The sequence below is a fragment of the Rhizobium sp. ERR 942 genome, from assembly GCF_007828395.1.
GTDB lineage: Bacteria > Pseudomonadota > Alphaproteobacteria > Rhizobiales > Rhizobiaceae > Rhizobium > Rhizobium dioscoreae.
Genome location: NZ_VIUA01000005.1, coordinates 601690 through 627074 on the forward strand (window position 1 = coordinate 601690; position 25385 = coordinate 627074).

Annotated in this window: 28 protein-coding genes; 11 read left to right on the forward strand and 17 right to left on the reverse strand. The window is 61.2% G+C overall.

The features are described 5' to 3' along the window. Window positions 1-49: 49 nt before the first annotated feature. The 4 genes from FBZ97_RS22925 to FBZ97_RS22940 all read left to right on the forward strand — a co-directional run bounded on the left by FBZ97_RS22925 (window position 50) and on the right by FBZ97_RS22940 (window position 3423). Entirely contained in the window at window positions 50-829 is a 780-nt protein-coding gene (locus FBZ97_RS22925) for a class I SAM-dependent methyltransferase (protein ID WP_069612917.1), read from the forward strand. A 102-nt stretch (window positions 830-931) separates the two neighbouring features. Beyond that, the gene (gene hisC / locus FBZ97_RS22930) at window positions 932-2041 is read left to right on the forward strand and encodes a histidinol-phosphate transaminase (protein WP_145322072.1); all 1110 of its coding nucleotides are present in this window, start codon (window positions 932-934) and stop codon (window positions 2039-2041) included. Next, the gene (locus FBZ97_RS22935; protein ID WP_113421388.1) at window positions 2038-2967 is read left to right on the forward strand and encodes a prephenate/arogenate dehydrogenase family protein; all 930 of its coding nucleotides are present in this window, start codon (window positions 2038-2040) and stop codon (window positions 2965-2967) included. The genes hisC and FBZ97_RS22935 overlap by 4 nt, the downstream gene beginning before the upstream one ends. Before the next feature lie 27 nt (window positions 2968-2994). Then, window positions 2995-3423, forward strand: coding sequence for a GNAT family N-acetyltransferase (locus tag FBZ97_RS22940; RefSeq protein WP_113421389.1), 429 nt, complete (start codon window positions 2995-2997; stop codon window positions 3421-3423). Window positions 3424-3426: 3 nt separating this feature from the next. On the opposite strand, the gene FBZ97_RS22945 is transcribed toward FBZ97_RS22940, so the two are convergent. Next, window positions 3427-4440, reverse strand: coding sequence for a DUF2125 domain-containing protein (locus tag FBZ97_RS22945; RefSeq protein WP_113421390.1), 1014 nt, complete (start codon window positions 4438-4440; stop codon window positions 3427-3429). A 50-nt stretch (window positions 4441-4490) separates the two neighbouring features. On the opposite strand from FBZ97_RS22945, the gene FBZ97_RS22950 reads away from it, so the two are divergent. Beyond that, window positions 4491-5024 (forward strand): gamma-glutamylcyclotransferase, encoded by a 534-nt coding sequence (locus FBZ97_RS22950; protein ID WP_186449533.1) that lies wholly within the window; start codon window positions 4491-4493, stop codon window positions 5022-5024. Window positions 5025-5051: 27 nt separating this feature from the next. Here FBZ97_RS22950 and FBZ97_RS22955 read toward each other — a convergent pair whose 3' ends face one another. From FBZ97_RS22955 to ftsE, 4 genes are all read right to left on the reverse strand, one after another. Then, entirely contained in the window at window positions 5052-5855 is an 804-nt protein-coding gene (locus FBZ97_RS22955; protein ID WP_069612921.1) for a 1-acyl-sn-glycerol-3-phosphate acyltransferase, read from the reverse strand. Window positions 5856-5960: 105 nt separating this feature from the next. Next, the gene (locus FBZ97_RS22960; protein WP_186449534.1) at window positions 5961-6683 is read right to left on the reverse strand and encodes a YdcF family protein; all 723 of its coding nucleotides are present in this window, start codon (window positions 6681-6683) and stop codon (window positions 5961-5963) included. A 69-nt stretch (window positions 6684-6752) separates the two neighbouring features. Continuing rightward, on the reverse strand, window positions 6753-7700 hold the full coding sequence (locus FBZ97_RS22965) for an ABC transporter permease (RefSeq protein ID WP_113421393.1): 948 nt from the start codon (window positions 7698-7700) through the stop codon (window positions 6753-6755). Window positions 7701-7788: 88 nt separating this feature from the next. Next, the gene (gene ftsE, locus FBZ97_RS22970) at window positions 7789-8448 is read right to left on the reverse strand and encodes a cell division ATP-binding protein FtsE (RefSeq protein ID WP_015341323.1); all 660 of its coding nucleotides are present in this window, start codon (window positions 8446-8448) and stop codon (window positions 7789-7791) included. 210 nt (window positions 8449-8658) lie between these two features. Here ftsE and FBZ97_RS22975 point away from each other — a divergent pair, with 210 nt between their 5' ends. From FBZ97_RS22975 to FBZ97_RS22985, 3 genes are all read left to right on the forward strand, one after another. Beyond that, window positions 8659-9324: a hypothetical protein gene (locus FBZ97_RS22975; protein WP_113421394.1), complete on the forward strand. Its 666-nt coding sequence runs from the start codon at window positions 8659-8661 to the stop codon at window positions 9322-9324. Window positions 9325-9465: 141 nt separating this feature from the next. Then, complete coding sequence (gene hpt / locus FBZ97_RS22980) at window positions 9466-10014, forward strand: hypoxanthine phosphoribosyltransferase (protein ID WP_069612924.1); 549 nt, start codon at window positions 9466-9468, stop codon at window positions 10012-10014. 159 nt (window positions 10015-10173) lie between these two features. Continuing rightward, entirely contained in the window at window positions 10174-10533 is a 360-nt protein-coding gene (locus FBZ97_RS22985) for a response regulator (RefSeq protein WP_113332370.1), read from the forward strand. 45 nt (window positions 10534-10578) lie between these two features. On the opposite strand, the gene FBZ97_RS22990 is transcribed toward FBZ97_RS22985, so the two are convergent. From FBZ97_RS22990 to argH, 5 genes are all read right to left on the reverse strand, one after another. After that, window positions 10579-11004, reverse strand: coding sequence for a cupin domain-containing protein (locus tag FBZ97_RS22990; RefSeq protein ID WP_113421395.1), 426 nt, complete (start codon window positions 11002-11004; stop codon window positions 10579-10581). A gap of 55 nt (window positions 11005-11059) precedes the next feature. Beyond that, a complete protein-coding gene (locus FBZ97_RS22995) occupies window positions 11060-13807 on the reverse strand; it encodes a TIGR02302 family protein (protein ID WP_113421396.1) in 2748 nt (915 codons plus the stop codon). Window positions 13808-14156: 349 nt separating this feature from the next. After that, on the reverse strand, window positions 14157-15428 hold the full coding sequence (gene lysA / locus FBZ97_RS23000; RefSeq protein WP_113421397.1) for a diaminopimelate decarboxylase: 1272 nt from the start codon (window positions 15426-15428) through the stop codon (window positions 14157-14159). A gap of 13 nt (window positions 15429-15441) precedes the next feature. After that, window positions 15442-15636, reverse strand: coding sequence for a lipoprotein (locus FBZ97_RS23005; RefSeq protein ID WP_015341316.1), 195 nt, complete (start codon window positions 15634-15636; stop codon window positions 15442-15444). Window positions 15637-15735: 99 nt separating this feature from the next. Then, window positions 15736-17136: an argininosuccinate lyase gene (argH, locus tag FBZ97_RS23010; RefSeq protein WP_113354215.1), complete on the reverse strand. Its 1401-nt coding sequence runs from the start codon at window positions 17134-17136 to the stop codon at window positions 15736-15738. A 23-nt stretch (window positions 17137-17159) separates the two neighbouring features. Here argH and FBZ97_RS23015 point away from each other — a divergent pair, with 23 nt between their 5' ends. Then, window positions 17160-17825, forward strand: a complete 666-nt coding sequence (locus FBZ97_RS23015) for a TlpA disulfide reductase family protein (protein ID WP_113354214.1) — start codon at window positions 17160-17162, stop codon at window positions 17823-17825. 156 nt (window positions 17826-17981) lie between these two features. On the opposite strand, the gene FBZ97_RS23020 is transcribed toward FBZ97_RS23015, so the two are convergent. From FBZ97_RS23020 to FBZ97_RS23045, 6 genes are all read right to left on the reverse strand, one after another. Then, complete coding sequence (locus FBZ97_RS23020; protein ID WP_113231607.1) at window positions 17982-18860, reverse strand: 3-hydroxybutyryl-CoA dehydrogenase; 879 nt, start codon at window positions 18858-18860, stop codon at window positions 17982-17984. 144 nt (window positions 18861-19004) lie between these two features. Further along, complete coding sequence (locus FBZ97_RS23025) at window positions 19005-19934, reverse strand: electron transfer flavoprotein subunit alpha/FixB family protein (RefSeq protein ID WP_113421398.1); 930 nt, start codon at window positions 19932-19934, stop codon at window positions 19005-19007. 21 nt (window positions 19935-19955) lie between these two features. Further along, entirely contained in the window at window positions 19956-20705 is a 750-nt protein-coding gene (locus FBZ97_RS23030; RefSeq protein ID WP_113421399.1) for an electron transfer flavoprotein subunit beta/FixA family protein, read from the reverse strand. 197 nt (window positions 20706-20902) lie between these two features. Beyond that, a complete protein-coding gene (locus FBZ97_RS23035; RefSeq protein WP_113354211.1) occupies window positions 20903-21481 on the reverse strand; it encodes a cob(I)yrinic acid a,c-diamide adenosyltransferase in 579 nt (192 codons plus the stop codon). Window positions 21482-21592: 111 nt separating this feature from the next. Continuing rightward, a complete protein-coding gene (locus tag FBZ97_RS23040) occupies window positions 21593-21796 on the reverse strand; it encodes a twin transmembrane helix small protein (protein ID WP_015341309.1) in 204 nt (67 codons plus the stop codon). 121 nt (window positions 21797-21917) lie between these two features. Then, window positions 21918-22751 carry an SDR family oxidoreductase gene (locus FBZ97_RS23045; protein WP_113354210.1) on the reverse strand — a complete coding sequence of 278 codons (834 nt, stop codon included), beginning with the start codon at window positions 22749-22751 and terminating at the stop codon, window positions 21918-21920. 100 nt (window positions 22752-22851) lie between these two features. Between FBZ97_RS23045 and FBZ97_RS23050 the strand changes: the two genes are divergently transcribed. Further along, window positions 22852-23799, forward strand: coding sequence for a YihY/virulence factor BrkB family protein (locus FBZ97_RS23050; RefSeq protein ID WP_145322074.1), 948 nt, complete (start codon window positions 22852-22854; stop codon window positions 23797-23799). Here the strand turns inward: FBZ97_RS23050 and gluQRS are convergent. After that, window positions 23764-24645, reverse strand: a complete 882-nt coding sequence (gluQRS, locus tag FBZ97_RS23055; RefSeq protein WP_113332376.1) for a tRNA glutamyl-Q(34) synthetase GluQRS — start codon at window positions 24643-24645, stop codon at window positions 23764-23766. The genes FBZ97_RS23050 and gluQRS overlap by 36 nt on opposite strands. Here gluQRS and FBZ97_RS23060 point away from each other — a divergent pair. Further along, entirely contained in the window at window positions 24644-25333 is a 690-nt protein-coding gene (locus tag FBZ97_RS23060) for a DNA-3-methyladenine glycosylase (protein WP_186449535.1), read from the forward strand. The genes gluQRS and FBZ97_RS23060 overlap by 2 nt on opposite strands. The last annotated feature ends 52 nt before the right edge of the window (window positions 25334-25385 follow it).

The following is a 25385-nucleotide window of genomic DNA, read 5'->3' on the forward strand; positions in this document are numbered from 1 at the left end:
GAAATCGTCCTCATCTTTTCCGTGAGTAGAGAATGTAAGCCGTTCGGCCTTGAAGTCCAACGTTCGGCTGATAACATTTGTTTCGATGCATACCGATATTGTCGATCTCCGCCAGTTTTATCATTCCGAGCTTGGTCGCTTGGCGGAGCAGTCGATTGCCATGGCGCTTTCTTCCATCTGGGCACGCATGCCGGAGGAGCGGCTCGTCGGCCTTGGCTATGCGGTTCCTTATCTCGACCGTTTTCGTGCCGATACCGAACGCACTTTCGCCTTCATGCCGGCGGGGCAGGGCGCGGTGAACTGGCCTATGGGGTCGGCCTCGGCGACAGCGCTGATCTTCGATGAGGAATTGCCGCTGCCCGACAGTTCGATCGACCGCGTGCTGATGGTGCATTCTCTGGAGTTCGCTGAAAGCCCGCGCGAGACGCTGAAAGAGCTTTGGCGCGTTCTGGCACCCGGCGGTCGGCTTGTTATTGTCGTGCCCAACCGAACCGGCGTGTGGGCGCGCATGGAGCATACGCCGTTCGGCTCGGGTCGGCCCTATTCGCGCGGCCAGCTGACGTCGCTGCTGCGCGAGACCAATTTCACGCCAGGCGCGACCGCCGAAGCGCTGTTTTTTCCGCCCTCGAAGCTGCGCACCGTGCTGCGGCTGCGCCGCGCCTTCGAGCGCGTTGGCCGCACCCTATGGCCGGCGTTTTCCGGCGTCATCATTGTCGAGGCGCAGAAACGGCTTTATCAGGGCCTGCCCGTTGCCGTTCGCGCCTCGCGCCGTGTCTTCGTGCCGGTGCTGGCGCCGCGTGGCATACCGACGACGCGTGATGGCGCGTGACGCTTTCGTCGTAGCGCCGACACTCGACAAATTTGTCAATCCGCATTAATGCGACGGGGTGTCATAAACCGGAATTTTCCGGTCTTTCCCAAGGTCGATCCCATGAGCATGGAAATGAGCAAGCCCGTCCCGCGTCCCGGCATCCTCGATATCGCGGCCTATGTGCCGGGCAAGGAGCATGCGCCGGGCGTTGCGCGCGTGTTCAAGCTTTCCTCGAACGAGACGCCGCTTGGCGCCAGCCCCAAGGCCATCGAAGCCTTCCGGGGCGCTGCCGGCAATCTCGAGCGCTATCCGGATGGACAGGCCAAGGAATTGCGGCAGGCGATCGCCGATGTGCATGGGCTGAATGTGGCCAATATCCTTTGCGGCGCCGGCTCGGACGAACTGCTTGGGCTGCTCTGCCACACCTATCTCGGCACCGGTGACGAAGGCATCATCACCGAACACGGCTTCCTGGTTTACAAGATCCAGATCATGGCCGCCGGCGCGACGCCGGTCACCGTCAAGGAGAAGGATTGCACCGTCGATGTCGACGCGATCCTCGCGGCAGTCACGGAGAAGACCAAGATGGTCTTCATCGCCAATCCCGGCAATCCGACTGGAACCTATGTGCCGGTCAGCGAGATCCGTCGCCTGCAGGCGAGCCTCCCGAAGCATGTCATTCTCGTGCTCGACGCGGCCTATGCCGAATATGTCCGCCGCAACGATTACGAAGCCGGCCTTGAGCTCGTTTCGGCGAACCAGAATGTCGTCATGACCCGTACCTTCTCCAAGGTCTATGGCCTGGCAGCCCTTCGTATCGGCTGGATGTACGGGCCTGTCGATATCGTCGATGCGATCAACCGCGTGCGCGCTCCGTTCAACCTGAACAGCGCTGCCATTGCTGCCGGAGCGGCTGCCATTCGCGATCAGGCTTTCACGGAAAAGGCGGTCGCGCATAACACGCTCTGGATCGAGAAGATGACGGCTGCGCTCGAGGCTCTCGGCCTCAAGGTGACGCCGTCGGTTGCGAATTTCGTCCTGTTCCACTTCCCCGACAGCGACGGCAAGCGCGCCGTGGACGCCGATGATTTCCTGACGAGCCGTGGCTATATCCTGCGCGCTGTGCGCGCTTACGGCTTCCCGAATTCGCTGCGCCTGAGCATCGGTACCGAAGAGGCCAATCTCGGCGTCATCGACGCTCTGACCGAGTTTATGGGACGCAAGGCATGAGCAACATCCAGTTCGATCGCATTGCGCTGATCGGCATCGGCCTGATCGGCTCCTCCATCGCCCACGACATCAAGCGCCTCGGTATCGCAAAGGAAGTGGTGATCTCGACACGCAGCGCCGAGACGCTGAAGCGTGCCGAGGAGCTGAAGCTCGGCGACCGCTATACGCCGTCGTCGGCCGAAGCAGTGAAAGGCGCCGATCTCGTCATCGTTTCCGTGCCTGTAGGCGCCTCCGAGAGCGTCGCCAAAGAAATCGCGGCGCATCTGAAGCCGGGCGCTATCGTCACCGATGTCGGTTCGACCAAGGCGTCGGTTATTGCGCAGATGCAGCCGCATATGCCGTCCAATGTGCATTTCATTCCGGGCCATCCGCTCGCAGGTACGGAAAAGTCCGGCCCAGATGCGGGTTTCCCGGGGCTGTTCAAGGGGCGCTGGTGCATCTTCACCCCAGTTCCGGGCACTAACGAGGCGGCGATCAAGACGCTTCGCAATTTCTGGGAGACTCTCGGCTCACGCGTCGACGAGATGGATCCGGAGCATCACGACAAGGTGCTGGCGATCGTCTCGCATCTGCCGCATCTGATAGCCTATAACATCGTCGGGACCGCCGACGATCTGGAGACGGTGACCGAATCGGAAGTCATCAAATATTCCGCCTCCGGCTTCCGTGACTTCACGCGCCTCGCCGCGTCCGATCCGACCATGTGGCGCGACGTCTGTCTGCACAATCGGGATGCCATATTGGAGATGCTGTCGCGCTTCTCCGAGGATCTGGCATCGCTGCAGCGTGCCATCCGCTGGGGCGACGGCGACAAGATCTTCGAACTTTTCACCCGCACCCGCGCCATTCGCCGTTCGATCGTCGAAGCCGGCCAGGATGTCGACGTGCCTGACTTCGGCCGTCATGCGCTGGATGTGAAGGAATAGGCATCCCTATACGACGGAGGGGCGCTTATGATCGTCAGGCGCGCGCGTTCCGAAGATTTGTCCTGGCTCCTTGAGCATGATGACGCCAGTGAAGACTGGATTGGGCGCTGCATTGCGTTCGGTGAATATTTTGTGGCCGAGCGGGATGGCAAACTCCTCGGCTTCCTGCGCTTCAGCCGCTTTTGGGGCAAGATACCCTATATGGATATGATCCGCGTGCTGCCGCTACACCGGCGCGAGGGTCTCGGAACTGCTCTGTTCCACGCCTGGGAAAGCGCCATGATCGACGAGGGCGCCAAGCATCTGATGACATCGAGCGAATGGGCGCAAGCCGAGCCACAGGCCTGGCACCGCCGCAACGGCTTCAAGCCAGCTGGCAGCATCGACCTCCGTATCGTCCAGCCGAGCCCGGAGATATTCTTTGTGAAGGATATCTCCGACGCCCGCAGAGGATAGGCTTCAGATCGGCGGGATCTTTCCGAGCGGGATGAAGCCGCTGAGTGAGAGGCGACCTCGATCGGCGGTGAGATCGACGGAGACCTTATCCGCGCCATTGGCCAGCGCCTTCAGCATCTTCGTCGCCGTCTTGATGATGTTCTTGGCGGCGGGAAGCGTCGTGGTCAGGCTATCGCCCCAGGGCCCGATCTGATTGATCTCCAGCTTGAACTGCCCGGACAGAAAACCCTCATCGTCAAAGTTGAAAGGTCCGGAAAGCGTCATGATGCGGCCATCGCCGATATCGATGACGGCCTGATGCAGCATGCCTGCCGAGCCGCGAAGCCCCTCCCGGTCGCTGCCATCGAGCAGGCCGGCCTTGCCGGACAGCGTCACCTTGGCGCTGGTCGATGCGGTCGGCAATGTCTGCGGGAAGTCTTTGATGACGGCATTGGCATTTTCGACGCCGATCGCGAAATCCAGATCGCTGCCATTCTGACTGGCGTGCATCTCCGTGTGGGCAGCGGTGACATTAAGGCTCTGGCCGGTGACGGAGGAGACGATGCCGGCCTTCAGCCCATTGATGACAGTCTGGGTTTGCGCGACGCCGCGGCCCTTGGCGATAAGGTTCGATTGCAGATCGGCCCATTCGGCCGATACGGTCAGGCCTTCCGTCGTGCGCAATTCGGCGGGGGATTTCAGGCTCCAGCTCACATGGTTGGGTTGGAAGACCGGTGCGGAGGCGCTGAGCCTGTCGAAATTGGTGGAGACGCCGCGCGTCGGGTTGTCGACCGTCACCGTGTCGCAGGTCAGGCCTATGGAAAAGGGGAAGCCGTTGAAGGCCATGTTCTCGCATTTGCCGGCAATGCCGGCGCTGTTCTGCTGGCCGAGCGCCTTCAGGACATTGGTCCTGACGAAACTGGTCGCATAGTACCAACCGCCGGTGTAAAGACCGGCTAGAACCACCACCAGCCCAAAAAGGATGAGCCACAGACGCTTGCCTCGACCGGTCGTTACGCTCTGGCTTGACGCTGCCATGTTGTTCTCCAATGGTTGGACTGAAGCTTCACAGTGATTTGGCGTTGGATATGGACGAATTTTGGGTGTTTGGCTACGGATCCCTCATGTGGAATCCGGGCTTTGGTTATGACGAGCGGGCCGAGGCCCTGATTTTTGGCTATCGTCGCTCGCTCTGCGTCCGTTCCTGGGTCCATCGCGGCACGGAAGAAAACCCCGGCCTCGTCCTCGGGCTCGATCGCGGCGGCTCCTGCCGGGGCATGGCCTTCCGGGTTCCGGCCTCCGATTGGGAAGAGGTGCTGACCTATCTGCGCGAGCGCGAACTCGTCACCAACGTCTATCTGGAAAAGACCCTGCCGATCCGGCTCGCCGACGGGCGGCGCGTGATCGCCGTCGCCTATGTCGTCGATCGCAACCACCGGCAATATGCCGGCTCGCTGGATGCAATCGAGGCCGCGCATGTGGTGGAAGCTGCCAATGGGCGTTCCGGCCCGAACGATGCCTATGTCTTCAATACGCTGACGCATCTGCGCGACATGGGCATCCGCGATCATTGGCTCGAACAGGTTGCCGGCGAAGTGGAGCGGATGCGAAAGGCATCCTGAACCTGTCGCCTGGCGTTGAGAGCTCGCTCAGACTGCGGCGGTAACGGGTTTTGCCTTGGCGATTTCCGCCAGACGCTGCGCCGCCGTCGGCGGAACCGGCAAGTTCGGGTTGTTGGCGATCGTTTCGACCAGCAGCTCGTCGCTTGCTCTTTCCGTCTCCTCGATCAGGCGCGCGAAAAAGGCATCCGGGTCCATGCCGGGCTCGATCGGCGGCAGGATGCGGACCTTGATATGGCCGGGATATTTGCGGAAGGTGCGGCGCGGCCAGAAAAGGCCCGGATGCATGGCAACGGCGACGACGGGGATGCCTAGGTCGCGATACATGCGGGCGATGCCGTATTTGTAGACCGGCTCGGCGCCCGGCGGCCGTCGCGTGCCCTCGGGGTAGATGATGAGCTGGCGACCCGTGGCGAGCTCTTCGCGCGTGCGCTTCAGGACATCGAACATGACCTTGCCGCGGGCGCCGCGATCGACTGGGATCATGCGCTGTTTCCCGGCATACCAGCCGAACAATGGGATCCACATCAGCTCGCGCTTCAGAATATAGACCGGATCGTCGAGATAGGGCAGCAGCGCAAATGTATCCCAGAAGGATTGATGCTTGGGCGCGAAGATGAAGCTGCCTTTGGGGATATTTTCCAAGCCCTCGATCTCGAAGGTGGTGCCGACGATCTTCTCCATCAGCCAGGTGCTGGATTTCGCCCATGCCTTGGGGATCGCATAGGCCGCCTTGCGCGGCATCAGGAAGTAAATCGGCGCCAGCACGATCATGCGAATGATCAGATTGGCATAGAAGGCCGTGTTGAACAGGATCGAACGCAGGATAATCATCGAGGCTTTTCCAATGCACCGGCTTGCACCGGCATCCAAAGGTTTGCCTACACGATTACGACGTCAATAAAAAGTCGGTGCTTGCACGGTTTTGCGCGACAGGCCTTAGTCGTCGTCCTCGATCGGCTGACGCGAACGCAGGCCGGTCGGACGTCCAAGTCCCGTGATGTTGCGGGCGCCGGCAAGGAGCACCTTGGCATATTCCGCGATCATCGTGCGCAGCGCATTCGGGTCCGTGAACCAGTTCTTGGTCTTCAGATCGGAGTTGACGACCGGATAGGGAATGAAATCGGTCGAGGGATCGACGTATTTCAATTCTGCGAGGCTGCGGGGCATATGGTAGTTGTTCGTGACAACGAGAACGCTCTTGTAGCCCCTGGCGTGAATCCACTTTGCCGCTTCGCGGGCATTGCCGATCGTATCGAGCGCGTCATAGCCGATGTCGACACAGCAGCTGAACAGGCTGGCGGAACTCTGCGTCAGTTTCCGGATCTGCGTCGGCGTGGTTGTCGGATGCGCGCCCGAGATCAGCAGGCGGTTGCCGGCACCGGTGCGCAGCAGCTCCACCGCCTGATCGATCCGCTGATAGCCGCCCGTCAGCACGACGATGGCATCGGCCTTCGGCTCGAGCGGCGGCTTCAAGGTGGTGATCGAATCGGCGAAATGCAGGAAACCGCCGAAAACGATGGCGACCAAAAAAATGAAAGCGAAGCCGCCCCAGCGCAGGAGACGGCGGAACAGGCTGCGGCGCACGGGTCTATCGCCGCCGGGTCGTGCCCGCAGCGACTGCAAACTCACGGACTTGCGAGTCGTCAGATCCATGCTCATGATTCGCTATTATACGCCAATTGCGGCAAGGAACGGGCTGGCAAATGGTAAAAAAACATCGCTGAAGCGTCAATTCGGTACGCTATCCGTCCGCCCGGGATCGGAACGGACCAGATCGATCTCGTAGATCGTGCGCATGACGGTGAATCGCGCCGTCAGCGTCGTCAGCAGCGCGATGATGATCATGGTGGCGAGAATGCCGACATAGCCGAGCGCGCCGACGGAGAAAGTCCCGAACAATGCCGTTGCCTGGTCGGTCTGCGGCGTGGCGATCGTATGGCTCTGCAGAAGGCCAGCTGTTGCGAAAAACAAGGCGGCGAGCGCGCTGCCGGCTCCCGAGCCTTTGAGGCTGATCTTCAGGAAATGCTTCTGGAATTCATTGGCGACGAAGGTGCTTTCGGCGCCGACGAAATGCAGGACTTCGACGATATGGCGATTGCCCGACAATGCGCCGCGCGTGGCGAAGACCACCGTCAGGACCATGGCGGTGAAGACGAGCAGCAGGACGCCGGTGCCGATGAGAACGGTGGTGTGCGCCATGGATACCAGCCGGTCGACCCAGGTGCGATGGTCGTCCAGGGTCGCCTGCGGGATCTGTGCCTTGAGCAGGCTGCGCATCGCCTCGAAATCAGGCGGATGCGTCTCGTCGATGGTGATGATGACGAGGCGCGGGACGGGCAGTTCCTTGATGTCGAGGCCGGCGCCGAGCCACGGCTCGAGCAGGCGTGCAGTCGCTGCCTCGTCGACGATCTGGCCTGATTTGGTGCCGACGAAGCTCAATGCGATGTCGCGGGCGCTCGCGAGCGACTTTTCCATGTCGAGATTGTCGTCCGGCTTGATCTGGATGGTGATCTCGCGGGAAATTTGGCTCTCCCAGCTTGCCGCCGTCGAGCGCACCATGCTGACCGCACCGAGCGTCAGGCAGGCAAGAAAGGCCATGATGGCGATGACGACAATCAGCGCATTGCCCTGAATGTTGGAGGACGGCACGATCGGTCCCGTCGGGCGCACGCGCATTTCCGGGCGCTTGCGTTCTGCGGGTGCTGCAGGCGCCTGCCGTGCTTGCGGAGCTCCGGTGTTCGGGGCTGTCCTGCGGGGGCGGGGATCAGTCATAGATATCGAGATGCCCCCCCGATAGGATCATGCGCCTCGCCTCGATCTGGTCCATCAAAGCGAGATCGTGCGTGGCAATGACGACGGCGGTGCCGAGACGGTTGAGTTCCAGAAAGAGATTGAGCAGGCGGCGTGCCATCGGCGGGTCGACATTGCCCGTCGGTTCGTCGGCAAGCAGGATTTCCGGGCGGTCGATGAGGGCGCGGGCGATCGCGGCGCGCTGCTTTTCCCCACCGGAGAGAACCGGCGGCAGCACATTGATGCGCTCGCCGAGGCCTACCCATTTCAGCAGTTCCAGGACGTCGGTGCGGTAGGAGCTTTCGTCCTTGCCGCGCACGCGGAGCGGCAGGGCGACATTTTCATAGGTCGTCAAATGCTCGAGCAGCCGGAAATCCTGAAAGACGATGCCGACACGGCGGCGCAGCAGCGGCAGCTCATTGCGCGGGATCGAGGAAATCTCCCGGTCGAACATGCGGATCAGCCCACGCGTCGGCTGCAGCGACATGAAGAGCAGCCGCAGCAGTGTCGTCTTGCCGGCGCCGGAAGGGCCGGTCAGGAACTGGAACGATTTCCTCGGTATGTCGAAGCTCAGGTCGCGGAGGATCTCCGGACCCATGCCGTAGCGCAAACCGACGTTCTCAAAATGAATCAACGGGCAGTCCAGTCTTCCGCAGGGTTCAATCAGGCGACTTGTTAACCAATGGCATTAACAGCCGGTAAATTTTTCTGGAAAGGCGCCCTATTCATGGCGATCTTTGCGAAGCATTAACCAATAAAATTTACGACTGGGCAGGATTCGTTTCAATGCCCAGATTGGCAATGGGCGTCGAAACCATGTGGATCACCGCAACGGGAGGCCATCATGGGCGCTTTTCGCCACCGTCAACAACAGACGGGGCTTATTTATGACCTCATTCCGCCCGAACGCGGAGCGGGGTCGAGCCCGGTGCATTACGTCATGCCGAAACCCGATATCGTCGACGCCGAATTCGTGACTGTTTCCGCCGCACGCGGGCGGCCAGCATCGGGCGTCAATATGCGTTATGGCGGGCGCACCCAATCAAACCGGCAGCCAGTGACGCGCAAGACTACCTTCTCGCGCATTCTCACCGTTCTGCGCGTAACCGAGGAAGTCTTGCAGCAGGCATCGCGGCGCAGCTTCGTGGCGCTCATCATCTGCCTTGCAATCTTGATCTTCGGCCTTTCGGGCGGTTTTTCCGGTCTCTCCGGCGCATCCGCCGAGGCGACATCCGATCCGCTGCAGTTCTCGCATGTGACACTGACGCCGAGGGATGAGAACGGGCTACCGGTCCTGAGATTGAACGGCATCATCGAGAATGTCAGCGGTGCCACGCTTTCGGTTCCGCAGGTGCGTGCCGATCTCTTTGCCGGCGATCAGCTGGTCAGAAGTATCGTTGTTGACACGCCGGTCGATCGTCTCGGACCGCATGAAAGCCGCGGATTCTCTACAAGATTGCAGCATCCTGGTGGAAAAACGCCGGATGTCCGGCTTTCCTTCATGCCATAGGGGGTGTGTCCAAGCCGCTGAGTGTGCTACGGGCTACTGCTTTAGAGTGCTACAGCGACCTTGGCGCGTCGTATACGACGTGCGGCGCTGTAGAGCTTGATCGGCGGCCAGGGGCCGCGCAGCCATGGAGCATGCCAATCAATGCCTGTCGTACGCGGGAAGAATATCGAGCCGCTTTTCACTGCCGAGCAGATCGCCGAGCGCAATCATGCCCTGGCCAAGGAAATCGCCAGTGGGCCGACAAAGGACCTCCTTGTCATCGCCATTCTCAAGGGTTCGTTCATCTTCGCAGCCGATTTGCTGCGGGCGCTGCATGACACCGGGCTTGCCCCGGAGGTCGAGTTCATCACGCTTTCGAGCTATGGCGCCGGCACGACATCGCAGGGCGTGCGCATCGTCAAGGACATCGACAGCGACGTTCGGGATCGCGACGTGCTGCTGATCGACGACATTCTGGAATCGGGCCGCACGCTGCGTTTCGCCAAGGAGCTGCTCTACGAGCGTGGCGCCCGCAATGTCACGCTGGCCGTCCTGCTCGACAAGAGCGTCAAGCGCCAGGAAGAGCTGGAAGCCGATTATGTCGGCTTCGAATGCCCCGATTATTTCGTTGTCGGCTACGGCATGGATGTCGCCTACGCCTTCCGCGAATTGCCCTTCGTCGGTGTCGTCACGGGCGACGCCGAGGCTTGATCTTAAGTTAATGCAGGCGGCCTGTCCGCCTGTCCCATTCTGCTCCGGCGATGACGATCCGTTAACCACGGAGCTTGATCGCCTGTCCGCCGTTTACCTATCGCAAACGGAATTCTGGTGATTTCGGTCGCGGAACATGACGGACCAGGAGCACGGACCATGGCAAAAATTCTGATCACGGAAGACGAAGATTCACTTCGCACCTTCGTCGCCCGCGCGCTGCGCTTGGACGGTCACGAGACCGAAGAGGCGGCCGACGGAGCGGAAGGCTTAGAAAAGCTGAAAGAGGGCGGCTACGATCTCCTGTTGTCGGATATCCGCATGCCCGTGATGGATGGCATCGAGCTTGCCCATCAGGCCCATTCGACCTGCCCGGGCATGAAAATCCTGCTGATGACCGGCTATGCGGAACAGCGCGAGCGCGCCGACGACCTCATGGAAAAGATCGTCGACGTCGTTGCGAAGCCCTTCGCGCTGCCAGACATCCGCAAGGCTGTTGCCCGGGCCTTGGCTGCCTGAAGCTCCCGACTATCGGCGCAGTCGTTTCCTGTGCCGACGTCATCATCATTTGCGGATAGGGCCGAAATCGTCATCCGGATAGTAGATGGTTTCTTCTGCCGGCTTTCTTGAGCCGACAACGATCATCGTCACCGCGGCGGCGGAATGGTTGAGCAGATGATGCGCATTCGGTTGTCCCGCCGGGAATCCCACGACATCGCCGGGCCCGAGAATATGGTGACCGTTTTCGTCGACCAGCGTCGGGGTGCCCGTCAGAATATAGAGAAACTCGTCCTCCGCCATATGCCAGTGGCGCGATGAAGACATTCCTCCGGGATCGAGGGTGACGAGGTTCACGCCAAATTGCGTGATGCCCACAGCTTTGGCCAGCCGAATCTCGTGCTTGCCGCTCAGCCTCGCATCCGCGTCGGCAACGCCGGGCAGACCTGTCGTGACAGGCAGATCCGAAATATGGGCAAGCTTGGTCTCCATCTCATCCCCCTTTGCGAAGCATGAAAACAGGCAACTTCTTTGATGGTAGGCTGCCTTACTGACCCAAATTCAGCAAACGTTCCAGATAGCGCCGTTCTTCGCTGAGCGATGGATTGTTGCTCAGCCGCTCGCGAATGGCGTCGAGAATTTGACGGGCGCGCTCTGCTTTAAAAATCTCTGGCACCATGTTGTCGTTGGGATTGTCGGAGAAACCACCGTCATTGCGTGACCGGCCGAGCGGGTCGCGGCCGTTTTGACCGCCTTGGCCCATCTGTCCCGGCATCTGGCCTTGACCTTGTCCCTGACCTTGACCCTGCTGCATCTGGGCCATGAGCTGGTTCATCATCTCGCGCGTCCCCTTGCGCAGGGCATCCAGCGCGCGTCCCTGGCCCTGAACGGCGCCTTCGCCATTGCCCTCGGCAAGCTGACCGGATGCGCCCTTCATTTCCTGCTGCGCCTTGCCGTAATTCTGGTTCGGCTTCATGCCGAGCGAGCCGAGGTCTTTCTGCAGCTCGCCGAGCTGCTTGCCGAGATCCTCCTGTTGCTGTCGCAGCTGCTTCAGCGCGTCGCGCAGCTGATCGGCCGTCATGCCATCGGTGGGGTCCTTGCCTTTCTGACCCTGCTGGTTCTGGCCTTGCTGCTGATCCTGCTGGCCCTGATTGCGCTGGCCCATATCCGGACGCATCGGGTCGTTGAGGCCGGGCATGGGCTGATCCATCAGGCCGTCGCCGTCCTCGTTGGAATCGCCGCGCTGCATGCGGTCGCGCATGGCCTGATCGAGCTTGAAGGTCTGATCCATCAGCTTCTGCTGGTCGCGCATGATGCGGCCGAGCTTGTCCATCTGCTCGCGCATCTTGTCGTTGGCCTGGTTCTGCTGCTGCCCCGGCTGCGGCTTGCCGGCCTGCAGGCTGTTCATCAGCTGCTGCAGTTCGGAAAGCATCTGCTGTGCGGCCTGGCGATTGCCGGAGCGGGCGAGATTCTCGATCTGATCCATCATGCGCTGCAGGTCCTGCTGGCGCAGGATATTGGCGGAGCGCTGGTTCGGCTGGGCCGGCATGTTGCGCATGCGCTCGGCCAGCTCCTTCATGTAGGCGTCCATCGCCTTGCGCAGCTCGTCGGTCAGCTTCTTGATTTCGGCGTCGGGGGCGTTGCGCTGCAGGGCGTCGGAAAGCTTCTGCTGGGCGTCGCGCAAGGCCTTTTCCGCATCGGTCAGCTGCGCGTCCTCCATGCCGAGCGCGATCTGCCAGAGATAGTCGGCGGTATCCTTCAGCGAGGCCTCGTTGCTCGCGAGCCTCATGCGCGTCAGTGCGGATTTGATGGCGAGATAATTGCCGAGATCGGGGATTGTCTCTTCGGGCCGTATGGTCAGCGATTTGTTGAGCTCGATCGCTTCCGGCATCTTCCGCGTGTCAAGCGCAAACACCTGGCGTTCTTCCGCAACGGCTGCGGCAAGCGGCTGGCTGAAATTGCGTGACGGTAATACCATCTCGTAGGGTGAGCTGCGGCCCGTCTGGCCGGCACCGTCCTTGGCGACGAGGGTGATGCGGACGCGCTTGCCGGCAAGCGGATCCTGCGTCAGATCGTGGCTCGCCAGACCCTTGCCATTGCGGCGGTCGCGACGCGGAAGTTCCAGCTTGTATTCGGGCAAGCCGTATAGGGGTTTGGCAGCCGGATCGGATTCCACCGGCACGATCTCGGCATGGGCTTCCTCGACGCCGTAGTCATCCTTGACCTTGAAGCCGAGTTCCAATGCGCCGCTCGCCGTCGCGTGCGGAATGCCGTCGAAGGTGATCTCCGGCGGCTTGTCGACGACCACATTGAAGGACCAGGACTTGCCGTTGACGGTCAGCTCGCCGCCCTTTTCAAGCTTGAGAACATGGGTGCGGGCAACCATTCCGTCCGCGGCCGGAATATTGCCGGTGCCGTTCGCTGCCGGTGGTACGGCAGGAGGCGTTGCAGGCTTTGCGCCAGCGGGGCCTTGCTTGTCAGCGTCAGCGGCTTGCTCGGGGATTTCGACGCCCTTTTCGGCGCCAGTCGTCTGGAACAGCACTTTCTCATCCGTCGCAGCACCCGAAACACGCACAGTGAGTTCGGAGAATTGCGGCACGTTCAGGCTATTGCCGGCATTGTCGACATTGCCCGTCAGATAGACGGGCGCTTCGCCGGTGTAATAGGGCGGGGTAACCCAGGCATCGACGCGGACATCCGGGTTGCTCGATGTCGAGCTCGATGCCGTGAAGGCATCACCGAGCGAGCCGCCGCTATTGGACATGGAAAAGCTGAAGGCTGTTACCAGCAGCAAAGCCGGGACTGCGCGCAATGCGAAGCGGTCGTAGCGGGTGATATCCGGCCGTGGCAGGCCGGCATCCAAGGCGGCGATGCGCTCAGCCATACGCGTCTGGTGCTCGCGCCAGAGCGCGCGGGCAAAGGGGGTGTCGAGCGCCGGCTCTTCTTCCTGCACCGTGACAGGCTGGTGGGCGAGACCGTTGCGCTCCTCCAGCAGCCGGTCCGCCTCGACGGTGTTCGGCCAGCGCAGGCGGCGCAGCGGATAGAGGGAGATGGCGAAGCCGACCGCGAAAACGGCAAGCAGCAGAAAGCGCAGGACATCCGGCGCAATGCGGAAAATGCCGAACCAGGCGACGGACAGGAAAAGAGCCAGAATGGATGCCGGCAACAGCAGCCGTGGCAGAAGCTGCTCGCTGACGAGCACCAGCTGCGCAAAGAGACGCTTGACCGCAACCATGCGCGCCAGCGCCGGACGGGTGGCGAAAGCGCCCTTCTTAGGGTTGCTGGGGCTGGTCATCGGTCCGGTCTTCTCCCGATCTGACGTTGATGGCCAGAGCATGATGCCGAAAAGTGTAAGCGGTTTTCGGACGGCGTCATGCTCTACTTCCCTGATTCTAGAGCGAATTCAGAGTTTCGATCGATTCGATCCAAAATCATCCGCTCTAGTGGCCCGTTGGGGATGGCGCGGCGTCCCACACGCTCGCGCACGCGGCGCCCGGCGAGACGCCATTCAATCAAAGATAACATTCTTTGTGGCGAAGACGAGGGCAACGGGCGCAAAAGGCTGTTTTTTCACCGGACTTCGCCGAAACGTGATCGGGCAAAGCAGCTTTTGCGGTCCTGCCCGAAATTGCCGATAAAGCCGATTAACCTTCGAGCCAGGCCGGGATGGAATCCAGGCCAATCAAATCCTCGTAAGTCGCGCGCGGGCGGATGACGTGGAATTCATTGCCCTTGACCAGCACTTCGGGAACCAGAAGCCGACTGTTATAGGTGCCGGCCTGCACGGCGCCATAGGCACCGGCTGAGCCGACGGCCAGCAGATCGCCGGGCTTCGGCAGCGCCATCTCGCGGTCGAGTGCCAGATAGTCGCCCGTCTCGCAGACCGGGCCGACGACATCAGCCTTGATGCGCTTGATATCGGCAGCATTCGTTACGACCGGGCGGATCTCGTGATAGGCCTCATAGAGCGTCGGACGGATGAGGTCGTTCATGGCGCCATCGACGATGACGAAACTCTTGTCGCCGCCATCCTTCACATAGATGACTTCGGTCACGAGAATGCCCGCATTGCCGACGATCAGGCGACCGGGCTCGGTGACGATCCGGCAGTTGAGGCCGCGCAGCTGGTTCTTGACGATTTCGGCATAGGCATCCGGCAAAGGCGGCGGATTGTTGTCGTCGCGATAGGGAATGCCGAGACCGCCGCCGATGTCGACGTGATAGATGTCGTGACCGTCACCACGCAGGGTCTCCACGAGATCGCGCAGCAGCTTGAAGGCGTCGTCGAATGGCTGCAGCTCGGTAATCTGGCTGCCGATATGCATGTCAATGCCAGTGACCTTGATCCCAGGCAGGCTGGCGGCGCGGCCATAGACGGCGCGGGCGCGCTGCCAGGATATGCCGAACTTATTTTCCTTCTTGCCCGTCGAAATCTTCGCATGGGTGCGGGCGTCAACGTCCGGATTGATGCGGAAGGAAACGGGAGCGACCTTGCCGGCGCGGACGGCGCGCTGGTTCAGCACTTCCAGTTCCGGCTCGGATTCGACATTGAAGCAGTAGATGCCGGCTTCGAGCGCCACATCCATTTCCTGCGCGGTCTTGCCGACACCTGAGAACATGATACGGCTCGCCGGAATGCCTGCGGCCAGCGCGCGGCGCAGCTCACCGACGGAGACGACATCGACGCCAGCGCCCAGGCGGCCGAGCGTCTTCAGCACCGCCTGGTTGGAATTGGCCTTCATGGCGTAGCAGACCATGGCATCGACATCGCCGAAGGCTTCGGCGAAGACGCGGTAGTGGCGCTCCAGCGTTGCCGTCGAATAGACGTAAAAGGGGGTACCGACCGCCTTGGCGATCTCCGGAACCGGTACATCCTCGGCGTAGAGGATGCCGTCGCGATACTCAAAATGGTTCACGGTCGTTGCCTAATTAGAGAAGCGGGTCGAGGAAGAACTTCTTGTCCTCCGTACCCGGCTCCTTCGTCGGCTTGGAGACATCACCACCTTTGGTAGCATGGGCACTCGGCGGATCGAGAGGGCCCTTGCGGCCACATCCGACCACGGCAAGGCCGACGACCGAAAGCACGACGGTCAGGCGGATGATGTGCGGCATGTTGATCTGCATCGAAATCCTCTTGGGCGGCAAACGCGGAAGTCACTCTTCTTAGCGAAGTTTCCAGGCCTTGTGCACCCTGATTGTTGGTTGTGACTTTCGGCGATTTTCTCAGTTGCGAGCGCGCCAGAAGGCGATCTGTTTACGCACTTCCGAGGGCGCCGTGCCGCCAAAACTCTTGCGGCTGGCAACGGAGGCTTCGACCGTCAGGACATCGAAGATCTTGTCGGTGATATCCGGATGGATCGCCTGCAGGTCCGCAAGCGAGAGCTCCGCCAGATCGCAGGATTTGCTTTCTGCAAGCGCCACGGCCCGGCCCGTCACGTGATGGGCATCGCGGAAGGGCAGGCCGGCTTCGCGCACCAGCCAATCCGCGAGATCGGTGGCGGTGGAATAGCCGGAGCCGGCGGCTGCTTTCATGCGGGCTGTGTTGATCGTCATGTCGCGCACCATGCCGGTCATGGCGGCGATCGCCAGTTCCAAGCTCTCGGCAGCGTCGAAGACCTGTTCCTTGTCCTCTTGCATATCTTTGGAATAGGCGAGCGGTAGGCCCTTCATGATCGTCAGCAGCGCCACTAGCGAGCCGTTGATGCGGCCGGTCTTGGCACGCACGAGTTCGGCGGCATCCGGGTTCTTCTTCTGTGGCATGATGGAGGAGCCAGTGGAGAAGGCATCGGAGAGGCGCACGAAACCGAATTGCGGCGTCGACCAGATGACGATCTCTTCGGCAAGGCGCGACAGGTGCATGCCGGCGATGGCGGCGATCGACAGGAATTCGAGGGCAAAATCGCGGTCGGAGACGGTATCGATCGAGTTGCGGGTCGGCTCGCGGAAGCCGAGCGCCTTGGCCGTCATGTGGCGGTCGATCGGGAAGCCGGTGCCGGCAAGGGCAGCGGCGCCGATCGGCGATTCGTCCATATGCTCGATGGCATGGCGCACGCGCGAGCGGTCGCGGCCGAACATTTCGACATAGGCCATGCAGTGATGGCCGAAGGTGACGGGCTGGGCCGTCTGCAGATGGGTGAAACCAGGCATGACGGTTTCGGCATGTTCCTCGGCGCGATCGAGGAAGGCGGCGATCAGATCGGTCAGCGCCTGTTCGCACTTCTGCAGCTCTTCCTTCACCCACAGACGGAAATCAAGCGCCACCTGGTCGTTGCGCGAGCGGGCGGTGTGCAGGCGGCCGGCGGCCGGGCCGATCAAGGCCGCAAGCCGCGCCTCGACGTTCATATGGATGTCTTCGAGGCGGCGCGAAAACTCGAAATTGCCGCTTTCAATCTCTGACAGGATCGTGTTCAACCCGTGAACGATCTTGTCTTTATCCTCGGTTGAAATGATGCCTTGATTGGCGAGCATGCTCGCATGCGCGATTGAGCCGCGGATATCCTGGGCAAACAGCTTCTTGTCGAAATCGATCGAGGCATTTATCTCCTCCATGATTGCCGCGGGGCCGGAAGCGAAACGCCCGCCCCACATCTGGTTGGAGGATTTGGTGTCCGTGCCGTCAGTCATGAGATGCCCACCTGGAGAATGAAATGACAGCAAAGAAGCCGTTCGGTCTGCCGTCCATGAAACTCGTTATGCTCGCTGCCGTCGCCGGGGTTATTGCCGGTGCGGCAGCGGTATACGTGAAGGAGGCGGGGTATGGCAATGGCATTGGTGAAACGGCTTCGGCCGATCAATGCGGGACCGCCAGGGATCGCGCCGCTGCCCTGACGCCCTTTACCAAGGGCCAGGTCGCCGCCATGAGCGTGCCGCCGGCGCCGATCTCGCTTCAGGGTGTTTCTTTCAAGGGGGCTGACGGCCAGCTGCTGTCGATCAGCAGTTTCGCCGGCAAGACTGTGCTGCTCAATGTCTGGGCGACCTGGTGCGTGCCGTGCCGCGAGGAAATGCCGGCCCTGAACGCGCTCGAAAAGAGCGCCGGCAGCGACAAGTTCGAAGTGGTTGCCGTCAATATCGATACGGGCGACGACGAAAAGACCAAGGCCTTTCGTGCCGAATATGCGATCGACAAGCTCGGCTACTATCGCGACAATACGATGGGCGTGTTCAATGTATTGAAGAAACAGGGCCTCGCTTTTGGGCTGCCGGTGACGCTTCTCATCGACGACAAGGGCTGCCTGCTGTCGGCCATGAACGGACCCGCTGCCTGGGACAGCGAGGATGCCAAGAACTTGGTGAAGGCTGCGGCGGGTATTTGATTTTCTCCTTCTCCCCTGGGGGAGAAGGTGCCCGGCAGGGCGGATGAGGGGGTGTGTCATAGCAAGCGCGTTGCTGGGTAAACAGTACCGTTTGCCGGTAACGCCCCCTCACCCCGCGCTGTCGCGCGATCCTCTCCCCAATGGGGCGAGGGTATCTTACCGCGTCGGAACCGGCGTTTCCCCGCGATAGTCGTAGAAGCCGCGGCCCGATTTGCGGCCGAGCCAGCCGGCTTCGACATATTTCACCAGCAGCGGGCAGGGACGATACTTGGAATCGGCGAGCCCGTCATGCAGCACCTGCATGATCGAGAGGCAGGTGTCGAGGCCGATGAAATCGGCAAGCTGCAGAGGCCCCATCGGGTGGTTCGCACCGAGCCGCATGGCGGTGTCGATGGCATCGACGGTGCCCACACCTTCATAGAGCGTGTAGATCGCCTCGTTGATCATCGGCAGCAGGATGCGGTTGACGATGAAGGCGGGGAAGTCTTCGGCGACGGTGATCGTCTTTTCCAGCGAGGAGACGTAGTCCTTGGCAGCGGAGAAAGTCGATTCTTCGGTCGCGATGCCGCGTACCAGCTCCACGAGCTTCATCACCGGAACCGGGTTCATGAAGTGGATGCCCATGAAGCGTTCGGGACGGTCGGTTGCGGAGGCAAGGCGGGTGATGGAGAGCGACGAGGTGTTCGTTGCGAGCAGCGCTTCGGGTTTCAGCACCGGACATACCTGCGCATAGATCTTGCGCTTGACGCTTTCGTCTTCCGTCGCCGCCTCGATGGCGAGATCGACCTGGGCGAGATCGTTGAGATCGGCCGAGCCGGTGATGCGGGAGAGCGCTGCCTTGCGCTCTTCGTCGGTTGTCTTGCCGGATGCGACCTGGCGGGCGAGATTGCCGTTGATGGTGGCAAGGCCGCTTTCGATGCGATCCTGCGAGAGATCGTAGATATGGACCTTGTAGCCGGCCATGGCGGACACATGGGCAATGCCGCAGCCCATCTGGCCCGCGCCGATAATACCGATCGTCTTCAGCGAACTCATTGCCAACTCCCCGGCGCGCTCCTGGCGATGCGCTATGCTTTTAATTCAAATTTGCCGGGCCATTTCTAGCCCGGCAAAGATTGATAGACCTATAAAAGACGATTTTCCAGTCTCTCGCAACTGCGAGAAACTCTATCGGCGCGATCAGAGCGCCTTTTGCAATTCCGGCAGCGCTTCGAAGAGGTCGGCGACGAGGCCGTAGTCGGCGATCTGGAAGATCGGGGCTTCCTCATCCTTGTTGATGGCGACGATGACCTTCGAATCCTTCATGCCGGCCAGATGCTGGATGGCGCCGGAAATGCCGCAGGCGATATAGAGCTGCGGTGCGACCACCTTGCCCGTCTGGCCGACCTGCCAGTCGTTCGGCGCATAGCCGGCATCGACGGCCGCGCGAGAGGCGCCGACGGCGGCACCGAGCTTGTCGGCAACCGGCAGGATGACTTCCCTGAACTTCTCCGCCGAGCCGAGTGCACGGCCACCCGAGATGATGATCTTGGCAGAGGTCAGTTCCGGACGATCAGACGTCGACAAGGCATCGCCGACGAAGGTGGAAAGGCCGGGATTGGCAGCTGCAGACACCGTCTCGATCGCGGCCGAGCCGCCTTCAGAGGCGGAGGCGAACGAGGCCGTGCGCACGGTGATGACTTTCTTGGCGTCGGTCGACTGCACCGTCTGAATGGCGTTGCCGGCATAGATCGGCCGCTTGAAGGTGTCGGCGGAAACCACTTCGATGATTTCCGAGACCTGGGCGACATCGAGCAGGGCGGCAACGCGCGGCAGCACGTTCTTGCCGACCGAAGTGGCCGCGCCGATGATCACGTCATAGGAGCCGGAAAGCGATACGATCAGGGCCGCCAGCGGTTCCGCCAGATTGTTGGCAAGGCTTGCATCTTCGGCAACCAGCACCTTCGAGACACCGGCAAGCTTTGCCGCCTGTTCCGCTGCAGCCTTGGCGCCTGCGCCGGCGACCAGCACGTGAATGTCGCCGCCGATCTTTGTGGCAGCCGTCAGCGCCTTGGCGGTCTGGTCGGAGAGGTGGGCATTGTCGTGATCAGCCAGAAGAAGAATGGCCATGGGTCTTATCCTTTCCTATCCTCAGAGCACGCCGGCTTCGGTCTTGAGTTTTTCGACCAGCTCGGCAACCGAGCCAACCTTGACGCCCGCCTTGCGGCCCGACGGCTCTTCGGTCTTCAGCACCTTCAGGCGCGGCTCGGTCGAGACGCCGAAATCGGCCGGGCTCTTCTTGTCGAGCGGCTTCTTCTTGGCCTTCATGATGTTCGGCAGCGAGGCGTAGCGCGGCTCGTTCAGGCGCAGGTCGGTGGTGACGACGGCCGGTAGCTTGACCTCGATGGTCTGCAGGCCGCCATCGACTTCGCGCGTCACCTGAGCCTTGCCATCCCCGATCTCGATCTTCGAGGCGAAGGTTGCCTGGGCCGTGCCGAGGAGGGCCGCCAGCATCTGGCCGGTCTGGTTGGAGTCGTCATCGATCGCCTGCTTGCCGACGATGATGAGGCCCGGCTGTTCGGCTTCAGCGACGCCCTTCAGGATCTTGGCGACGGCGAGCGGCTCGACGGCATCGTCGGTCTCGACGAGGATGGCACGATCCGCACCCATGGCAAGCGCCGTTCTCAGAGTTTCCTCAGCCTTGGCAGGTCCGATCGAAACGACCACCACTTCCTCGGCCTTGCCGGCCTCCTTCAGACGCAGCGCCTCTTCGACTGAAATCTCGTCGAACGGGTTCATCGACATCTTCACGTTCGCAAGCTCAACGCCAGAACCATCCGGCTTCACGCGGATCTTTACGTTGTAGTCAACGACCCGCTTAACGGGAACCAGTATCTTCATGGAATCCTTCCTTCAACATGACCGCCCGAGAACATGCGCTGCTTAGCGCCATTCCATTTGTCGAATGGCGACATGGATACGCGTTTTTTCCCCAATTACAACGCTTCCAGGCCGCCGAGAGACGAATTGCTTGAAAGGCATAAATAACGTTTACGTTAACGTCAATATATCTGCCTTCGGTGATCGAATTCGCGCCGCTATCGATTCTTGCCGGGAACCCAGAGAACATCGGCCTGGCCGCGATCATTGGCGTGCCGTGCCGCGACGAAGAGAAAATCGGAAAGGCGGTTGATATATTTCAGCGCCGCTGGGCTCACCCGTTCGCCTCGCTCCCGCGACAGCGCCACCATGAGGCGCTCGGCGCGACGCGCTATCGTGCGGGCAAGGTGAAGATGGGCGGAAGCGGGGCTGCCGGCGGGCAGGACGAAGGATCGCAACGGCTCGAGATCGGTGTTCAGCCGGTCGATATCCTGCTCGAGGCGCTCGACCTGGTGATCGATGATGCGCAAGGGTTCATAGGCGGGCGGCTCGTCTGTTTCGGGGGTCGAAAGATCGGCGCCGAGATCGAACAGATCGTTCTGGATGCGCATCAGCATCGCGTCGATCTCGGGCATGTCCGACGTGTGCAGCCGGGCGACGCCGATTGCGGAATTGGTCTCGTCGACCGTGCCGTAGCTTTCGACGCGCAGGTCGTGCTTCAGCCGCCTCGGGCCGGCGGCAAGGCCTGTCGTGCCGTCGTCGCCGGTCTTGGTGTAGATCTTGTTGAGCTTGACCATCGGGTTCCTGTGGTTAGAGCCTTTCGCCTTTTTTGAATCGCGAAATGCCCTAACCCTTTATTTTAAGCAATTTCGGACGGAAAACCGCTTCGCGCTTTTCCTGGAATTGCTTTAGGCCGGGCGGCCGCCGCCCGTCAGCCAGAGCGTCAGCATGATCAGGATCACTGCGACTGCCTGCAGCAGCACGCGCAGCTGCATCAGCCGGTTCGAAAGGTTCGGGTTGTCGCCTTTCATCATGTTCAGCAGGCCGCGAATGAGAACGATCGCGACAAGTCCCATGACAATGATGGCGGCAACATAGGTAACGGTAGACATGGCTCCTCCATCCTTGTCTTCAGAGTGGCTCAGCGCTCCGTCGAAGCTTCAAGTCACTCAAGGTCATCATTTCAAGCAATCCCAAGCGGAAAACACGCTTCGCGCCTTTCGTAGGATTGTTCTAGTCCAGCCGGCGCATCAGACGATAGAAAAGGTTAGCCGGCAATAGCCTTTTCAAGAAGGCGCCCTGCTTGGCGGGTGTCGTTACCAGATAATGCGGGCGCGGGTTTTTCACGTTCAAAGCGGATTTTAGCACATCATAGACCGCTTCCGGACCCAATTTATGTTTATTGATCGGGCCTGATCCATCAAGCCGTTTCAGCTGCCTGCGATATTCCACCGCATGGGGCGAGCCTTCGAGGTCGATATGCTCGTTGATCTTGGCGAGCGCATTGGCCGTAAAACGCGTCGCGATCGGGCCGGGCTCGATGAGGCTCACATGGATGCCGCTATCCTGCAGCTCCATTCTGAGTGTGATCGTCAGCCCTTCGAGTGCAAATTTCGAGGCCGTGTAGGCGCCGCGGAAACGGTAGGGAACCAGTCCGAGAATGGACGAGCAGTTGACGATGCGGCCATGCCCCTGCTTTCGCATCACCGGCAGGATTTGGCGCGTCAGCTCGTGCCAGCCGAAGAAATTCGTCTCGAACTGCTCGCGCAGCACGTCGGTCGTCAGATCCTCGACGGCGCCCGGCTGCCCGTAGGCGCCATTGTTGAAGAGGGCGTCGATGCGGTCGCCCGTGCGCTCGCGCACTGTCGCTACGGCGGCGGAGATGGTCTCGGGCTTTGTGTAGTCGAGGAGCAGCGCTTCGATGCCGTCTGCCTCGAGCGAGGCGAGATCTTCCTGCTTGCGCACGGTTGCAAAGACGCGCCATCCATCGCCCTTCAGTGCCCGTGCGCAGTAAGCGCCGATGCCGGAGGAGCAACCAGTGATGAGGATCGTGCGTTGTTCCGTCATGGAAGATGATTCCTGTACAAACCGGGACTCGTTTCCCATATTCAGGAACCCGATACAATCGACAACCGGCAGGTGAGCGCCGACGTCAAGCGGAGATGGGATGCCGACAGCCCTGCGGACGACTTACAAGGTGATCTACGACGCAGTGTTCCATTTCGTCGAAGATGACGGGTTTGCCATGGCCAGTCATGTGGCGCTGTCGACGCTGCTCGCGGTTTTCCCTTTCCTGATCTTCGGCACGGCACTCGCAAGCTTTCTCGGCGCCAGCCAGTTCTCGTCGACGGCTGTGCATCTGATCTTCGACACCTGGCCGGAGGCGATCGCCAAGCCGCTTGCAGATCAGGTGGTGCAGGTGCTGACCATTCCGCGCGGCGGCCTTTTGACGATCTCCGTGCTTGCGGCCGCCTATTTCGCCTCGAACGGCGTCGAGGCGCTGCGCATATCGCTGAACCGCGCCTATCGCGTGCCCGAAACCCGGCCCTGGTATTTCAATCGCCTCGCCAGCCTCGGTTACGTGCTGATCGCGGTGCTGATCTTCGCCATCCTCAGTATCCTGCTCGTCGCAGTGCCGCTCGCCCTCAATTACACCAGGCAATGGCTGCCGAAGCTTGCCGATATCCTCGACATCGTCTTCAGCTGGCGGATCTACGGCACGATTTTTCTGCTCCTGGCCGGCCTGCTGATCCTGCATCTGTGGCTGGCGGCCGGACGCAGGCGGTTGTTCGACGTCATTCCCGGCGTGATACTGACGCTGGTGTTCTGGTCGATCGGCGCGGTGCTCTTCGCCTATTATCTCTCCACCTTCGCCAATTACACCGCCACCTATGCCGGCCTGGCGTCGGTGATGATCGTGCTGATCTTCCTCTATATGCTCGCCGTCATCTTCATCATGGGGGCGGAGATCAATGCGGCGCTGATGAAATTCCGCGTGCGCCGCCTGCTGTTCGGCAAGGCGGCAGGCCGCCCGGCTGAGGTGCCGACGGAAAAGGCATCGACGGAGCCAAGGGACGCATCAGAGGCCGATGCGGCGGCGAAGCTCCGCCGGTGAGAGGCCCTGCCGGCGCCATTCGGCTATGCCGGTATCGCCCATGCTCTTGGAAAGCTTCTTGCCGTCCTCTCCGAGGACGAGCCGGTGGTGGTGATAAAGCGGCTCCGGCAGGCCGAGCAGTGTCTGCAGCAGGCGATGGATCGAGCTGGCGTGGAAAAGATCGAGCCCGCGCACGACATGGGTAATGCCCTGCACGGCGTCGTCGACGACAACAGAAAGATGATAGCTGGAGGGCGCATCCGAGCGTGACAGCACGACATCGCCCCAAGTGGCGGGATCGGCCGGAATAATGCCCGTCTCGCCATCGCCGCTTTCCCGCCAATGCAATGGTTCGTCCGCTGCCGCCAGCGCCTTTTCCATATCGAGACGCCAGGCATGCTTCATGCCCGAAGCAAGCAGGCGCTGCCGCTCGGCATCGCTGCGCTCGCGGTCATCGGGCGGATAGAGCGGCGTGCCGTCAGGATCGCGTGGCCAGGATTTACCATCCGCTTCGAAAGCGGCGACGCGCGATTTGACCTCGCCGCGCGTCAGGAATGCGGGATAGACGAGGCCGCGCTCGACAAGCGTCTGCAGCGCTGTCTGATAGGCCGGAAAATGCTCGGACTGCCGGCGCACCGGCTCCCGCCAGCGAAGGCCGAGCCAGGAGAGATCGGTATAGATGCCTTTTTCGAAATCGGGTGTGCAGCGCGCCTGATCTATGTCTTCGATGCGCAGCAGGAAATCGCCGCCTGCCTTTGCCGCCATGTCGTGATTGAGGATCGCCGACAGCGCATGGCCAAGATGCAGCGGGCCGTTCGGGCTCGGGGCAAAACGGAACTTCGGCTTTTGACGGGGAATCTCGATCATGCTTTCTTCTGCCACGAATTTGAACCGGGGACCACGAGGCGTCATGCAGATCATTCGCAACGAGCGCGATATCGAACAGGGACTGGCCGCGCTGCTGAAGATCGATCCTCGCCTGCGGCCCGTTGCCGCAGAGGCCGGCACCTTGCCGCTGCGCCTGCGCGAACCGGGCTTCGAAGGGCTTGCCCATATCATCGTGTCGCAGGTCGTTTCCCGCGCCAGTGCCGACGCGATCTGGGGGAAAATGATCGCCGGCATGGGGCAGGTGACGGCTGAAGGCTATGTAGCGCTGGAGCCGGAGGCTTGGCGGACCTTCGGCCTGTCGCGAATCAAGCACGAGACATTGGCGCGCGTGGCCGAAGCCGTTGCCGGAGGCAGCCTCGATCTCCATGCGCTCAGTGCCGAATCACCTGACAAGGCGCTCGCCGAGCTGACCTCGATCAAGGGAATCGGGCCCTGGACGGCCGAGGTCTACCTGATGTTTTGCGGCGGTCACGCAGATGTGTTTCCGGCCGGCGACGTGGCGCTTCAGGCGGCCGTCGGCATGGCTTTCGGCCATGAAGTCAGGCCCTTTGCCAAGGAAATCACCCGGGAAGCCGCGGTTTGGGCGCCCTGGCGCTCGGTCGCGGCCCGGCTTTTCTGGGCTTATTATGCCGTGAAAACGCGCCGGGATGCGCTGCCGATCGTTTAATCGGCTATGTCCCGAAATCGCCTTTATGCACTGAATTTATTGGACTTCACAA

Coding starts and splice junctions, on each gene's coding strand:
- FBZ97_RS22955 (WP_069612921.1), bottom strand. CDS start 5,855: ATGATTATCCTGCGTTCGATCCTGTTCAACACGGCCTTCTATGCCAAT.
- FBZ97_RS22965 (WP_113421393.1), bottom strand. CDS start 7,700: ATGCGCGTGCGCCCGACGGGACCGATCGTGCCGTCCTCCAACATTCAG.
- FBZ97_RS22990 (WP_113421395.1), bottom strand. CDS start 11,004: ATGGAGACCAAGCTTGCCCATATTTCGGATCTGCCTGTCACGACAGGT.
- FBZ97_RS23045 (WP_113354210.1), bottom strand. CDS start 22,751: ATGACGGAACAACGCACGATCCTCATCACTGGTTGCTCCTCCGGCATC.
- FBZ97_RS23020 (WP_113231607.1), bottom strand. CDS start 18,860: ATGAGTTCGCTGAAGACGATCGGTATTATCGGCGCGGGCCAGATGGGC.
- FBZ97_RS23015 (WP_113354214.1), top strand. CDS start 17,160: ATGACAGCAAAGAAGCCGTTCGGTCTGCCGTCCATGAAACTCGTTATG.
- FBZ97_RS23035 (WP_113354211.1), bottom strand. CDS start 21,481: ATGGTCAAGCTCAACAAGATCTACACCAAGACCGGCGACGACGGCACG.
- FBZ97_RS22940 (WP_113421389.1), top strand. CDS start 2,995: ATGATCGTCAGGCGCGCGCGTTCCGAAGATTTGTCCTGGCTCCTTGAG.
- argH (WP_113354215.1), bottom strand. CDS start 17,136: ATGACTGACGGCACGGACACCAAATCCTCCAACCAGATGTGGGGCGGG.
- FBZ97_RS22945 (WP_113421390.1), bottom strand. CDS start 4,440: ATGGCAGCGTCAAGCCAGAGCGTAACGACCGGTCGAGGCAAGCGTCTG.
- hpt (WP_069612924.1), top strand. CDS start 9,466: ATGCCTGTCGTACGCGGGAAGAATATCGAGCCGCTTTTCACTGCCGAG.
- FBZ97_RS23030 (WP_113421399.1), bottom strand. CDS start 20,705: ATGAAGATACTGGTTCCCGTTAAGCGGGTCGTTGACTACAACGTAAAG.
- FBZ97_RS22935 (WP_113421388.1), top strand. CDS start 2,038: ATGAGCAACATCCAGTTCGATCGCATTGCGCTGATCGGCATCGGCCTG.
- FBZ97_RS23025 (WP_113421398.1), bottom strand. CDS start 19,934: ATGGCCATTCTTCTTCTGGCTGATCACGACAATGCCCACCTCTCCGAC.
- FBZ97_RS22985 (WP_113332370.1), top strand. CDS start 10,174: ATGGCAAAAATTCTGATCACGGAAGACGAAGATTCACTTCGCACCTTC.
- FBZ97_RS23040 (WP_015341309.1), bottom strand. CDS start 21,796: ATGTCTACCGTTACCTATGTTGCCGCCATCATTGTCATGGGACTTGTC.
- FBZ97_RS23005 (WP_015341316.1), bottom strand. CDS start 15,636: ATGCAGATCAACATGCCGCACATCATCCGCCTGACCGTCGTGCTTTCG.
- FBZ97_RS22995 (WP_113421396.1), bottom strand. CDS start 13,807: ATGACCAGCCCCAGCAACCCTAAGAAGGGCGCTTTCGCCACCCGTCCG.
- gluQRS (WP_113332376.1), bottom strand. CDS start 24,645: ATGATCGAGATTCCCCGTCAAAAGCCGAAGTTCCGTTTTGCCCCGAGC.
- FBZ97_RS22950 (WP_186449533.1), top strand. CDS start 4,491: ATGGACGAATTTTGGGTGTTTGGCTACGGATCCCTCATGTGGAATCCG.
- hisC (WP_145322072.1), top strand. CDS start 932: ATGAGCATGGAAATGAGCAAGCCCGTCCCGCGTCCCGGCATCCTCGAT.
- FBZ97_RS23060 (WP_186449535.1), top strand. CDS start 24,644: ATGCTTTCTTCTGCCACGAATTTGAACCGGGGACCACGAGGCGTCATG.
- FBZ97_RS22960 (WP_186449534.1), bottom strand. CDS start 6,683: ATGAGCATGGATCTGACGACTCGCAAGTCCGTGAGTTTGCAGTCGCTG.
- FBZ97_RS23050 (WP_145322074.1), top strand. CDS start 22,852: ATGCCGACAGCCCTGCGGACGACTTACAAGGTGATCTACGACGCAGTG.
- FBZ97_RS22975 (WP_113421394.1), top strand. CDS start 8,659: ATGGGCGCTTTTCGCCACCGTCAACAACAGACGGGGCTTATTTATGAC.